At 32.6% G+C, this 13,942-nt stretch carries 12 protein-coding genes; 4 read left to right on the plus strand and 8 right to left on the minus strand.

The features are described 5' to 3' along the window. The first annotated feature begins 60 nt into the window (after nucleotides 1-60). Together HNP35_RS19015 and HNP35_RS19020 are read left to right on the plus strand one after the other, a co-directional pair. On the plus strand, nucleotides 61-1,479 hold the full coding sequence (locus HNP35_RS19015; protein ID WP_184164984.1) for a hypothetical protein: 1,419 nt from the start codon (nucleotides 61-63) through the stop codon (nucleotides 1,477-1,479). Between the two features lie 202 nt (nucleotides 1,480-1,681). Next, complete coding sequence (locus tag HNP35_RS19020; protein WP_184164981.1) at nucleotides 1,682-3,484, plus strand: glycoside hydrolase family 2 protein; 1,803 nt, start codon at nucleotides 1,682-1,684, stop codon at nucleotides 3,482-3,484. A gap of 257 nt (nucleotides 3,485-3,741) precedes the next feature. On the opposite strand, the gene HNP35_RS19025 is transcribed toward HNP35_RS19020, so the two are convergent. The 5 genes from HNP35_RS19025 to HNP35_RS19045 all read right to left on the minus strand — a co-directional run bounded on the left by HNP35_RS19025 (nucleotide 3,742) and on the right by HNP35_RS19045 (nucleotide 8,933). Then, nucleotides 3,742-4,554 carry a DUF4249 domain-containing protein gene (locus HNP35_RS19025; RefSeq protein WP_246453600.1) on the minus strand — a complete coding sequence of 271 codons (813 nt, stop codon included), beginning with the start codon at nucleotides 4,552-4,554 and terminating at the stop codon, nucleotides 3,742-3,744. 31 nt (nucleotides 4,555-4,585) lie between these two features. Then, on the minus strand, nucleotides 4,586-7,204 hold the full coding sequence (locus tag HNP35_RS19030) for a TonB-dependent receptor (protein ID WP_184164975.1): 2,619 nt from the start codon (nucleotides 7,202-7,204) through the stop codon (nucleotides 4,586-4,588). Nucleotides 7,205-7,305: 101 nt separating this feature from the next. Further along, nucleotides 7,306-8,148: a FecR family protein gene (locus tag HNP35_RS19035; RefSeq protein WP_184164971.1), complete on the minus strand. Its 843-nt coding sequence runs from the start codon at nucleotides 8,146-8,148 to the stop codon at nucleotides 7,306-7,308. 10 nt (nucleotides 8,149-8,158) lie between these two features. Next, complete coding sequence (locus HNP35_RS19040) at nucleotides 8,159-8,368, minus strand: hypothetical protein (RefSeq protein ID WP_184164968.1); 210 nt, start codon at nucleotides 8,366-8,368, stop codon at nucleotides 8,159-8,161. A gap of 46 nt (nucleotides 8,369-8,414) precedes the next feature. Continuing rightward, a complete protein-coding gene (locus tag HNP35_RS19045) occupies nucleotides 8,415-8,933 on the minus strand; it encodes an RNA polymerase sigma factor (RefSeq protein WP_184164965.1) in 519 nt (172 codons plus the stop codon). 257 nt (nucleotides 8,934-9,190) lie between these two features. Between HNP35_RS19045 and HNP35_RS19050 the strand changes: the two genes are divergently transcribed. Together HNP35_RS19050 and HNP35_RS19055 are read left to right on the plus strand one after the other, a co-directional pair. Beyond that, a complete protein-coding gene (locus HNP35_RS19050; RefSeq protein WP_184164962.1) occupies nucleotides 9,191-9,763 on the plus strand; it encodes a hypothetical protein in 573 nt (190 codons plus the stop codon). A gap of 3 nt (nucleotides 9,764-9,766) precedes the next feature. Further along, the gene (locus tag HNP35_RS19055) at nucleotides 9,767-11,887 is read left to right on the plus strand and encodes a cation:proton antiporter (RefSeq protein WP_184164958.1); all 2,121 of its coding nucleotides are present in this window, start codon (nucleotides 9,767-9,769) and stop codon (nucleotides 11,885-11,887) included. Nucleotides 11,888-11,945: 58 nt separating this feature from the next. On the opposite strand, the gene HNP35_RS19060 is transcribed toward HNP35_RS19055, so the two are convergent. The 3 genes from HNP35_RS19060 to HNP35_RS19070 all read right to left on the minus strand — a co-directional run bounded on the left by HNP35_RS19060 (nucleotide 11,946) and on the right by HNP35_RS19070 (nucleotide 13,569). Next, nucleotides 11,946-12,662 (minus strand): type 1 glutamine amidotransferase, encoded by a 717-nt coding sequence (locus tag HNP35_RS19060; RefSeq protein WP_184164955.1) that lies wholly within the window; start codon nucleotides 12,660-12,662, stop codon nucleotides 11,946-11,948. Nucleotides 12,663-12,763: 101 nt separating this feature from the next. Beyond that, complete coding sequence (locus HNP35_RS19065) at nucleotides 12,764-13,021, minus strand: hypothetical protein (protein WP_184164952.1); 258 nt, start codon at nucleotides 13,019-13,021, stop codon at nucleotides 12,764-12,766. Between the two features lie 290 nt (nucleotides 13,022-13,311). Then, complete coding sequence (locus tag HNP35_RS19070; RefSeq protein ID WP_184164949.1) at nucleotides 13,312-13,569, minus strand: hypothetical protein; 258 nt, start codon at nucleotides 13,567-13,569, stop codon at nucleotides 13,312-13,314. Nucleotides 13,570-13,942: the final 373 nt, after the last annotated feature.

The raw sequence follows: 13,942 nt of genomic DNA on the forward strand, positions 1-13,942 counted from the left end.
TTAGACTATTTATTATGGGGCAGTTTTGCTCTGTCCCATAATTTTTCAAAAAACATTAAAATGAATTTAAAGAGACATTCGATTAGCGTATTGTTCTGTTTTGCAAGCCTTATTTCATTACACGCGCAGAATAAAATTACGTACCAAAAAGTCGAAGCCAGACAAAATGCATTAGACCCAAAATGGGTTGCTTATGATGCTAAAACTATTGATAAACTGCCCGGATTTAAAACCAAAAAAACAGAATCAACTTCGATTTACGGTGGTTTTAAAGTTTGGAAAAAGGAAGCAACAGGTTTTTTTAGAACTGAAAAAATTGACAATAGATGGTGGATTATTGATCCAGAAGGTTATCCGTTTATTTATAAAGGAATTGCCGTTTTTAACGCTGGACGTTCTGTAAATCAGCAAAAAGCATTTGATAAAAAGTACGGAAGTCCTGAAAACTGGGAAAAACAAGAATCAAAATTACTGCGTGATAACGGATTTAATGGCGTAGGAGCGTGGTCAAATGTTGATTTGGTTAGAAATGCAGAAAATCCGCTGGTTTATACCGTGATTATTTCGCCAATGGGAATGTATCATTCAAATCATATCAAAAAATATGGCGGAAAATACAAAGAAGCAAGCTGGCAGAATTACCGTTTTGATTTGGTGATGGTTTTTGATAAAGAATTTGATGAATATGTCCAAAAAGCGGTAGAAGAGGTTTCTCAGTACAAAAATGATAAGTATTTGATGGGTTATTTTACTGATAATGAACTGCCTTGGTATAATGACGCATTGGATAAACATTTAACTTTATTGGCGAAAGATGAACAGGGTTATATCACTGCAAAAGAGTGGTTTGATAAAAGAAAAGGTTTCAATGCTTCTGTTTCAGATATTACTAAAGAAGACCGAATGGCATTTACGGCTTTTTATTTTGAAACCTATATGAAAAAGGTAACGGAAGCACTTCGAAAAGCAGATCCAAACCACATGTATTTAGGATGTCGTTTCAATCAAGATAAAGAACAGGAATTAACCAATCCAGAAATTTTTAAAGTTGCTGGAAAGTATATGGATATCATTTCGATCAATCATTATAGAAAATGGGAGCCAAGTCAGGATTTAATGAATAAATGGGGCGAATGGTCAGGAAAACCATTTTTAATTACAGAGTGGTATACAAAAGGAGAAGATTCTGGTTTGCCAAATAATACTGGCGCAGGATGGCTGGTTCGAACGCAAAAAGAAAGAGGACTTTTTTATCAGAATTTTACTTTGGATTTGCTTAAAAATAAAAATAGCGTTGGCTGGCATTGGTTCAAATATATGGATAATGATCCGCAGGATTTAAGTACCGATTATTCTAACCGAGATTCTAACAAAGGAATTGTAAACAGCAATTTTGAACCGTATCAGCCTTTATTAAAAGAGATGAAATTGATTAATGATAATGCCTACGAACTGACACGTTATTTTGATAAAATGTAAAATTTTAAACACATAGAAACATAGATTTTTTAGACTTAAAAAAAGGATACTAAAAGAAACTAGTTTCTAACACATAGCTAAACTTTGTTAGTAAAATCCAGCTATGTGTATTTATGCAAGTGAAACGCCTTTTACACATAAAGAAAACCTATGTTTCTATGTGTTTAAATTAATTAGACCCATATAATTAAAAATAAAAACTATGAAAAAAATTGTAATGCTGTGTTGTACTTTTCTATTAATGGGAAAAGCCATAGCACAGGAAGTTCCATTAGTTTCTAATATTGCTGCCCGAAACAATATTACCTTAAACGGAAAATGGAGTTATATTGTAGATCCTTTGGAAAATGGATATTACGATTACCGATTAATGCCCTTTAAAAACAACGGATTTTTCGAAAATAAAAAATGGAACGCTACAGATTTAACCGAATATAATTTCGCTACATCAGCCACAATGGATATTCCGTCTGATTGGAACAGCAAAGACGAAAGATTGTTTTTTTATGAAGGAACTGTTTGGTTTCAGAAAGACTTTAATTATAAAAAAGATGCTAAAACCAAAGGGATTCTTCATTTTGGAGCAGTCAATTACGATGCAAAAGTGTATGTAAACGGAAAACTGGCAGGAACTCATGTTGGCGGTTATACGCCTTTCAATTTTGATGTTACCGATTTATTAGTCGACGGAAACAATTTCGTAGTTGTAAAGGTTGATAACAAACGCCATAAAGACAATGTGCCAACTGTAAACATGGATTGGTGGAATTACGGCGGAATTACAAGAGACGTCACTTTAGCTCAGGTTCCAAATACTTATGTGGAAGATTATTTGGTTCAATTGGATAAAAAAGAAAAAGGAAAGATTTCTGGCTGGATAAAACTAAATAGTGAAACAGCAAACGAGTCGGTTTCAGTTTCTATTCCGGAATTAAAAATCAAAAAGAGCGTTACTACAGATGCAAAAGGAATGGCTTATTTTGAGATTAAAGCCAATCCAGTTTTATGGACGCCTGAAAAACCAAAATTATATGAGGTGACGATTTCTAAAGCGGATGAAAATATTGCAGATCAGATTGGTTTTAGAACAATTGAAGCCAAAGGGAAAGAAATTCTTTTAAACGGAAAAAAAGTCTTTTTACGCGGTATCAGTATTCACGAGGAAGCGCCTTTCAGATCGGGAAGAGCCTGGTCTGAAGACGATGCTATCACTTTATTGAACTGGGCAAAAGAATTAGGTTGCAATTATGTTCGTCTGGCACATTATCCGCATAACGAAAATATGGTAAGACAAGCCGAAAAAATGGGAATTATGATTTGGTCTGAAGTTCCGGTTTACTGGACAATTTCGTGGACAAATCCAGATACATACGCTAACGCAGAACGTCAATTGCACGATATGATTTACAGAGATAAAAACCGCTGTGGAATCGTAATCTGGTCAATTGCAAACGAAACTCCGCATAGCGACGAAAGAGATCTTTTCTTAAGTAAACTGGCAAAATATGCCCGCACGCAAGACAATACACGTTTAATCAGTATGGCGATGGAAGTGACTAAAAGTCCAAACAATGTGAATACACTTCACGATAATATGAATGAGTTTGTAGATATTGTAAGTTTTAATCAATATTTGGGTTGGTACAGAGGAACAAACGAATCTTGTAAAGATATGCAATGGGTAATTCCGTATAACAAACCAGTTATTATTAGCGAATTTGGAGGAGAAGCATTGCAAGGTCTCCACGGAGACAAAAAAGAACGCTGGAACGAAGAATACCAGGAGGAGTTATACATTCAGAATACACAGATGTTTAATAGAATTGAAGGTTTAGCAGGAGTTTCACCGTGGATTTTAGTTGACTTTAGATCACCAAGAAGACAATTGCCAAATATTCAGGATTTCTTCAACCGTAAAGGTTTGATTTCAGATCAGGGAATTAAAAAGAAAGCTTTTTATGTGATGAAAGATTGGTACGCACAGAAAGAAAAAGAATATAAATAAGTCAGTAGTTTAAATAAAGTGGAAAAACCTTCAAAATCAAAAATGATTTTGGAGGTTTTTTTATGTTCCGTTAGGAACATTTCATCGGTAGAAAAAATTACGTCGCAATTATTGTTTTACGTTCCGTAGGAACGTTTGATTTTGAAATCATTTTCAATAATACGCATGTCAAACGTTCCTACGGAACGTAATTCTGGACTATTACATTTTTTTCTACCGATCAAACATTCCTACGGAATGAATACTGAATTTAAAAATTACTTCACCAAATAATCAACCTGATCGGCTTCGCAAAGTCTAAAATAACCAAAAGCGGTATTATTAGTATTGGTCGTATTGATGATATTTCCTCTGATATTTCCAGGTGGAACCTGAAAAGGATTTGAGTTTGAAGCTTCCAAAATTAATTTCCAATAATTAAAAAAGTTTTTAGAAACACCTCTATGCGTAATTTTTACCGTATTTCCAGCTTTCATATCTTCATGCGAAAATCTTGTGCTGATTTCATTTCCGTTATAAAAATCATCATTTGTGATTTCATATTCTGGATAAATCAAAAATTCACTTTGATAATCGGTTACATAAAAATTGACTTGATCTGCTGGATCGTTGTAATAAAAAGTCAATTCAATTACATCTTCACCTCCAAAATCAGGAACAATTTTCTGCTCTATTTTATTTATTGGATTTGTAGCTGTTAGTTTTTCTGTTGCCGTATAACTTTGTCCTTCAGCAGTAATAAATAATTTGTAATCCATGTTTATTACTGGGACAAAATTATTGCATTTATAAATTCCTGCTTCGGTTTCATTAAAAGTAAAAACATCTCCGTTGCTGTTTTCTACTCTCACTTGTGCGCCAGAAACTTTTGGCGTTGAACCGCTATAATAAGGTGCGGTTTTACTAATTTTTATGGTTTGCTCGTTTCCTGTTGTACCTTTTTTCCATAGAATTTCGGCATCAACCACCAATTTGGTTTCGCCTGTTTCGAGATCAAGATTCACGACGTCTTCGCAAGATGTAAACGAAAAAGCAAAAAGAAGAGTTATTAATGCTAACGCTCTGTTCATTATCCAATTTTTTTTCAATTTATTCATAGCATTAAAATTTAAAATTATAAGAAACCCCAGGTACAATTCCGAAAATAGAAAGTCTTCTGGTTTCGTTTGCGCCAGTGTCTTCATTGGTTGTAAAACTTACCGAAGCAGCATTTTTTCTGTTGTAAACATTGTAAAGACTAAATACCCAGTAACTCTGCCATCCTTTCTTTTTGTCTGGTTTTGGCGTGTAAGTCGCCGCAAGATCTAAATGATGGAAAAGCGGTAGTCTATTTTCGTTTCTTAGAGAATAATTCGGAACATGAATGCCTCCCATTTCATAATAACCATTTGCATAAGTTACAGGCTGGCCAGATTGCAAAGTGAAATTACCATTAAAAGACCATTTTGGATTTAATTCATAACTTCCAACAATGCTTAAATTGTGCAGTTTATCATAACCAGATAAATACCAATTTCCATTTGCAACGCCTGGTTCTTCAGGAGTTCTTCCTGGAGTTTTTTGTTCTGCACGAGATAAAGTATAAGAAATCCATCCGGTGAAAACGCCGACATTTTTTCTAAATAATAATTCCATTCCATAAGACCTTGCTTTACCATTTAAGATTACCTGTTCAATATTATTGTTAGCCAAAACATCAGCTCCGTCAATATAATCAATACGATTTTGGACATTTTTATAAAATAATTCGGTTTCTAAAGAGTAATCGCCATCTCTGAAATTTCTGAAATAACCCATCGCATACTGATCCAAAAGTTGAGGTTTTGTAAAAGGTCCGCTTGGAGTCCAGATACTCATTGGTAACGGAGATTGTGTATTGGCTAAAATATGAATGTACTGCGCCATTCTGTTGTAACTTGCTTTTATAGAAGTTTCATCATTAAAAGCATAAGAAAGAGCAGCTCTAGGTTCTAAATTATTAAAAGTGCTTATAGCCTGTCCTTTTTTATAATTGATTGTTCCTGTCGGAGTTCCTTCTTCGTAAATTTTGTATAAAGGATTGTATACAACCGCTTGACCATTTTCGTAAGTGCTGATTGGTTCTGGTCCAAAACGGTAAAATGAACTATAACGAAGTCCATAACGGAAATTCAGTTTTTCTGTAATCTGGTTTTCAAAATCAATAAATGCAGAAGCTTCAAGAGCATATTTTTTATCTAATTGTTTGTAATTGAATTGAGAATCTGAAGAAGTCGGCTGTACAACTCCCGGATTAAAATTATAATACAAACCATCAATACCGTAATTGATTTTGAATTTTTCGGACTGCTGGTAATTCCAATTGTATTTCATTCCGTAGCTCTGAATATTGCTGTCCCATTTAAAACTCTCAATCGGAATTTCAAGATTAAATCTGTAATCGCTATAAAAAGCAGATAGGTTACTGTTTAAGCTATTAGAAAATTTATGTTTCCAGCTTAAAATTCCCATTGTGCTTCCGTAAGTACTCGCAAAACGATCATTAATGTCGAATAAATCATTTCCAAAATAACCTGAAAAAGATAAGGTGTTATTGGCATCAAAACGGAAATTTAATTTAGCATTCAAATCATAAAACATGGCGGAGTTGTTATTGTCCGCCAGTTTCATGAACAAATGCGCATACGAAGTACGTCCGGAAAGGATGAACGAACTTTTCTCTTTTTGTATTGGTCCTTGAACCAAAAGACGACTCGAAATAATTCCGATTCCGCCATTTACTTTATATTCATCAAAATCTCCGGTCTGTTGTGCTACATCCAAAACGGAAGAAACACGGCCTCCAAATTTAGACGGAATTCCACCTTTATATAAATCTAAACCATTAACGATATCAGCATTAAAAATGGAGAAAAAACCAAACATATGCGAATCAGCATAAACAGGCGCACCGTCTAAAAGAATCAAATTCTGATCGGCAGCACCTCCGCGGACATTAAAACCAGAAGAAGCTTCTCCAGCATTGGTAACTCCAGGCAAAGTCAGAATTGATTTCAAAGGATCAGGTTCTCCCATCGCAACCGGAATTTTTTTGATTTCCTGCATCGAAAGCTTGTTGACACTCATTTGAGTTGTTTTGATATCGACAGCTTTGTTATTCATTACAATAACTTCTCCTAATTGCTGACTATCAGATTCAATGCTAAAATTCATCGTCACATCATCAGAAATTGTAATTTGTTTTTCCTGATTTTTAGATCCAACATAACTAATCGTGAGAGTGTAGGTTCCGTTTGGAATCTCAAAGCTATATCTTCCGTTAATATCTGTTATAGTTCCAGCTTCCAATTCTTTAATAAAAACATTAGCACCAATAACTGGCTGTCTTTCATTATCAAAAATCTGTCCCTTTAGCTTGCTTTTTTTTTTGACTGCTTTTTGAGAGGGAGATTTCTGTTTTACAAAAATATTGTTGCCTACAATAGAAAATTGGACCGTTGCAGTTTTGTTTAATTCCGCAATAAGCTTCTCGATTTCGATTTGCTTAAAAATGCTTTTTTTAGTGAAATATTTTTTATTGGTATCGAATTGCTCTGTAAAGGCAAATTTAAAATCAGATTGATTTTCGATCTGTTTAAAAAAATCTTTTAATGTTACATTCTGATCTACAGTTACGGTGACCTTTTGTGCGGTCATAGATAAACTGAGTAAAAAAAAGCATGCTGAAATTATATGCTTCATGAAATTTTGTATTTTTGAATTATTATTAAATGGAATAACCTCGTGTTATCCTGAATATGAGGAGGATGTGGAGTTTCGCGGCTTACATCCTTTTTTCTTTTCTATTGAAAAGTAATCTGTTTTAAATCTTCATTGATTTCAAAATTTAGGTTATACATCTCTGATATTAATTGTACAATTGTCTTTAAATCTTCTTTTTTATTGATTCGAATTGTGATTTTCTGATTCAGATTTTCGTTTGGAAGAATCACTTTGTAACCATAGTTTTCTTCGATATATTGACTTACAACAGAAAGTTTCTGATTGTCAAAATCTATAAAACGGTTAAATTCAGTTAAAGAAGCTTTTTGGTTTCCGTAGGTAAATTTATCCCCAGGTTTCAAAATCCATTTCTGATCTTGACCTTTTACGTTCATTTGAACACTTCCTTCAAAAAGTTCAACTGTTATTTCTTCATTTTCAGATTCTTTTACAATAAATGAAGTTCCTAAAACAGTAGTTGTAGTTTCGTCGCAGAAAACCTGAAAAGGATGCTGTTTGTCTTTTTTAACTTTGAAATAAGCTTCACCATCAATCTCTATTTTTCTGTTTAAAGCAAAATTAGCTCCGTAAGAAATTTTAGAATTTGGACTCAATTCCACTTTTGAACTATCGGGTAAAACAACAAATTTTATTGTTGAAGAAGTATTTTCGATAATAGTTTCGGCAACAATATTGTTTTCGCTTAAAGCATTTCCATTAAAATAAATTCCTGTTCCAATAAGAATAAAAAGTAAAACTGAAGCAGCTGCAATATAGCGCCAAGGTCTAGATTTTCTTTTCTTCTTAGCAAAAGTTGCTTCATGAAATTGTTCCCAAGAAGCTTCTTTTTCATCTTCTGAATGTGAAGCTGGGTTTTCATTCCATAACTTTTCAAATTCTTCGTCAAATTTTTTCTTATCCATTTTTTTGGTTTTAAATAATTTGACAATGAAATCCTTGTTTGGTAAAAACTCCATAAACCATTTCTTTAATCTCACGATTGGTTTCGATTTTTAGAATGTTTTCACGGCCCTTTTTATCAAAATTGATGATACAATCTGAAATGATGAACTGTAAATGTGCCACAAGTAGATTGGCCTCTTTTTTAGTTCTAACATTAGTTTTATACGCTTCAATATGCATTTTCTGTCCTTGTTTTTATAGATAACAAACGAGAACAAAAAAGTTCCTAATGGTTTTCGATTTTTTTTCGAATAAATTTACTGGCAAGATAAATGTGATTGGCAATTGTCTTTTCAGAAAGATCTGTAATTTCGGCAATCTCCTTATAGCTAAGGTTTTCCAGTTTATGTAAAGTAAATATTTTTTGCTGCTGTTCTGGAAGCTGATTAATGAAAGTGTGTAGTTTTTCTTTTCTTTCATCAAAAATTCCAGAATCAGTTTCTTCTTGTAAAATATCAACTTGAGGATCAAGCTGAATGATTTTATTTTCTCGGTTAATGTGATTGATAATGATGTTTTTGCAGATTGTAAACAATTGTTTGTCTAGCAAAACATCTTCGTGGAGTAATTCTTTTTTGTTATATAATCTGATAAAAGTTTCCTGAACAAAGTCTTCGGGAGTAAAAACAGAAGAATTAAATCGTCGGGCAATATTGATAAGTTTATCGTAATAGTTGAAGTAAACTTCTTTGAAAGCTGCTTCATTACCTTTTTTTAAACTTAAAATAAACTTTTTATTGTCCATAACGAAAATATCGCGACCAGTTTTTAACTAATCTAAACTCATTGGTTTCAATATTATTGCATTCAAAATCTAGAGGATTTCAAATATTGAATGTAATTAGTTACAAAGAACCGTATTTAATTTAAGATTTGACGCTGTTGCTGGAGAAATGTTACATAATGAGATTTTAAAAATCTTCAAAATGTTGCATTTTTATTGGTTTTACAGAGATAAAAGGATTTTTATGCTTAAATTGTAGATAACAAAATCTAAATATCATGACTTTCAAAAAACTTTTAGTTGTATTGTTTCTACCTTTTTTATTTTCCTGTAATGATAAAAAAGAACAAGAAATTACCAAAAGAGAAAATGAGCTTCTGGAGCGCGAAAAGAAATTTGCCGATAAAGAAGCTGAATATGAATTATTATTGAAAATGAAAGATAGTATTCAATTAACTCTTCAAGTAAAAGATACAGTTCCTAAAATGCAAGTTTGGCCAGATAGTTTAAAGATTAAATGGAGCAGTAAAATGATTTGCAAAGAATCAAATTGCAGTAATTATGTTATTGGAGACCAACGCACAGAAATTTGGGATTTTGTATCAGATTCTACAGGAATGTATGCAAATGTTGTCAGTAATAAAGAAATTAAAAGAGTTTTTAGAGGACAGTATTTAGTCAATAAAATAGTTCTTGATTCGGCAAAAGAGAGTTCTGCTAAAAACAATATAAAAGTTAGCGTTGTGCTCGACGATATTAAAAAGAATATCATAAAAGGAACACAAACCATAACAGGACAAGATAATTGCACCGCAAAATTCTCAGTCGAACTTACGCCATCTAAAAAATAATTTATGTTTTTGAGTATTCATCATATTAGTCTTCCTATTGAAGATCCGCTTTTAAAATTTCTCATAGAACTTATCATAATACTGTGTATTCCGCTTTTATTAAATAAGATTAAAGTGCCGCATTTGCTTGGGCTTATTATTGCGGGAGCAGTTATTGGTCCAAATGGATTCGGAGTTTTATCAAGAGATAGCAGTGTTGTGGTTACAGGAACTACGGGACTTTTGTATATCATGTTCTTGGCTGGATTAGAAATCGATATGGCCGATTTTAAAAAGAATAAATGGAAAAGCATACTGTTTTCACTCTATACTTTTACAGTTCCGTTTGTATTGGGGCTTGTTGGTGGTTATTATGTATTAGGATTTTCGTTCTTAACTTCAGTACTTTTTGCTAGTTTGTTCTCGTCGCACACTCTAATTGTGTATCCGATGGTAAGTGGTTTAGGAATTGCTAAAAACCTTTCTGTCAATATAACTGTCGGAGGAACCATGATTACAGATGTTTTGTCTCTTTTGGTTTTGGCAGTTGTGGTCGGAATGTCGCAAGGAGAAGTCGGAGCGGCTTTCTGGCTGAAACTCTCTATTTCGATGATTGTTTTTACATTGATTGTATTATTAGTTTTTCCAATAATCGCACGCTGGTTTTTCAAAAACGTTGAAGATAAGATTTCGCAATATCTTTTTGTTATTGTAATGATTTATCTAGCGGCACTTTTGGCAGAACTTGCCGGAATAGAATCTATTATCGGTGCATTTTTTGCCGGTTTAGCCTTAAATAGATTGATTCCGCATACTTCCTCTTTAATGAATAGAGTAGAATTTGTTGGTAATGCTATTTTTATTCCTTTCTTTCTGATAAGTGTCGGAATGCTTATTGATTTCAGTGCGTTTATTCAAAGTTGGGAAACGCTATGGGTGGCAGCAATTATGTTAATAGCTTCTATTGGCGGAAAATATTTTGCCGCCATGCTAACCAAAAAAACATTCAAACTTACTAATGATGAAGGCCAGCTGATTTTTGGAATGAGTTCAGCTTCAGCAGCGGCAACTCTAGCTTCTGTAATGGTTGGATATAATATTATTATTGGCGAAAATGACGCAGGAGAACCAATCAGACTTTTAAATGATCATGTTTTAAATGGAAGTATTCTGTTGATATTAATCTCATGTACTGTTTCTTCATTTGTTTCTATGGCAAGCGCTCAAAAAATCGCGGAAGCTGATAAAGACAATAAAGTGTCTGGTAATAGTGAAGAAAAAGAAAATATTCTTTTGGCACTTAACCACGAAGAAACTGTAGAGAAAATAGTTAATCTAGGACTTATTGTAAAAACTTCAACCAACAAGGATCGTGTTTTTGCTGTAAATGTGATTAATGAGGCAGAAAACGAATCATCGGTTAAAAATGCTGAAAAGATTCTGGAAACGGCGGTAAAAGCCGCTTCAGCAGCCGATGTTAAACTGAATCCGATTACGCGGCACGATAATGATACAGCAAGCGGAATAAGTAATGTGATTAAAGAAAAAGAAATAACAGATCTTATTATTGGTTTGCAAGGCGAAAAAGGTTTTTCTGCCTCATTTGGATACAATTTGTACAATGGTTATCTTCAGAATAAGAATATAAATCTTATGGTTTATCATGCCGTTCAGCCTGTTTCGACAATTAAAAAATATGTGGTACTTATACCCGAAAACGCAGAAATGGATGCTGGATTTTTTCATTCGATGCTTAGAATATGGAATATTGGACGCAATTCTGGAGCGAAAATGAATTTTTATGGAAAAGACAAAACGATGCAGATTTTAAAAAGAATCGTAAAGAAAGCTACTATTGAAGCTTCATTTGATATTATTAGTTCTTGGGAAGAGGCTCAACAAACAGCTTTTGATCTCAAAGAAGACGATGGATTAATTATTATGATGGCCAATAAGGGAATGCATTCTTATTTTGCTAAAATGCAAGAAGTGCCAAATTTACTTAATAGTAGAGTGAGTAATAATAATTACATGCTTATCTATCCTTTTTCTAAAATTGAAAAAAATACTGCCGAGAAAAGAGCCGTTAGCAGTCACGACGATTTTGCTGAAATCGGAAAAATAATTCGAAATATTTTTAAATGATAAAAAGACAAACCCTTAATCAAATTCTGTTTAAGGGTTTGTTTTTATTGTGGAAATTCTAATTTTTATATACTAATACAAGTTTGTCGAGAAATTGAAAAAGTTTTTCATTCATTTCGGTATAATCATAATCTAAAATAGTTTTAGGATCTTGAACGAATTTAAACTTTTCACTTTTGGCTAATAAATCTGTTTCACTTTCAATCAAAAGAGCAACAACTTCAGTATTTAATTCCATGTGACATTGAAATCCATACACAAGGTTTGAGTAAGAAACAATCTGAATTGGACAACCTTCGTTAAAAGCCAAAACTTTACTTTCTTTTGTTAAACCTGGCATGTCATTATGCCAATGCCCAACATTTAAAATATTTCCAAAATGATTTATTTTTTCATCGTTTTTTCCGTCTTCGGTCAAAGTTATCGGAAATACACCAATTTCTTTTTCTGGACTATGATTGAAGTTTGCTCCTAAAGCTTGCCCGATTAATTGAGAACCCAAACAAACTCCGACAACTGCTTTTCCAGCCGCAATGCATTTTTGTATTAACCCAATTTCCGCATCAGCATTAAAGTGAGGACATTCTTCAATAGTTGTATTTGGACTTTGAGGACCGCCCATTACAATAAGGATGTCTATAAAATCTATAGAATCTGGCAAAACGTCTTTTTCAAAAACTTTCGAAAAAGATATTTTATAGTTTCTATTTTCGGCCCATTTAAGATAGGCGCCTGGAGCTTCGTAAGTTTCGTGCTGTATAAAGTGTATGTTCATCGCGATATAATAAATTATGTCAAATTTATTTTGATAAAGAACATTGTTAATGGTCCAGCTTTAATTTTAAAATAATAGTCCAGTTGAATGAAACGTATATTTTATTTATTCTGTTCCAAATTATCTGCATCAGAAATCTGATCCAGAATGTTAGTTTGATTTGGCGAAATGTAGTTTTTTATTTCAGGAGCACTTTCTTTCTTAAAAAGTAAATCAAGAGCATTATACAGTTTTAATAAAACATCTCTGTCTGCTTTTTCAATCTCTAAAGCAGTATTAAAATTAAAAACATAATTGTTGGAATTTCTTACTTCCACTTTTATTGTTTTCGATGTGATTTTAAATTTAACTATATCCATACATTTCTAAATTACTTTCTGCAAAGATGCTAATTTAATAAAGATCTTGACTTAAATAAAGCATTATTTCAAATAAAAAACCCCTAAACATTTCTGTTTAAGGGTTTTGCCTTTTCGTAGCGAGGACGGGAGTTGAACCCGTGACCTCAGGGTTATGAATCGTGAAAGTTAAAACTTACAAAAATGTAAATAATTGATTTTCAATTTCTTTTTGATTTCGAAAAAAAAGATTTTTTTAGCTTTTTAATGATTTCCTCACTCCCTTTCCTCACTTGAGAATCTTGTGAAATTTAGACCTCTGACTCATGATTTTCAACAGCTGAAATTTGATCTAAAATATTTGTTTGATTTGGGGAAATGTAATTTTTTATCTCAGCATTATTATCTTTTTTAAAAAGAAGATCTAAGGCATTATATAGTTTCAACAAGACATCTCTATCTTCTTTTTCTATCTCTAAAGCTGTATTAAAATTGAAAACATAATTATTAGAATTTCGGACTTCAACTTTTATTGTTTTTGAAGTAATTTTAAATTTGACAATGTCCATTTTTGATTTTTAGGTAATGAAGGACAAAGTTATTGCAATTACAGTAATTTTGTATAATTATATCAAATCAAATTTTAAATATGGATCTATGTAGATTCAGAGCTTCGGAAAGATTTGACCACCAAATTTCGGGTGTATTTATCTTGTTTTTCTTAGAGTTTAAAGCAGTGTATTTTGTCTAACTTTAGTATATTTGTATTTGTGTTTTATTGCTTGTTTTTCTAGTGATTGCTTGAGAAAAACAACTCTTTGAACGATTTAAAATGACATTTAAGTTGCTGTAAAACTCAGTCATATTGACCACTGTTTTCCAATTTAAAGTGACCACTTCGTTTCGGTTTAAAGTGACCATCTAATTTCGGTGCAAAGTGAG

Origin of the sequence: Flavobacterium notoginsengisoli (genome assembly GCF_014207905.1) — a bacterium.
GTDB lineage: Bacteria > Bacteroidota > Bacteroidia > Flavobacteriales > Flavobacteriaceae > Flavobacterium > Flavobacterium notoginsengisoli_A.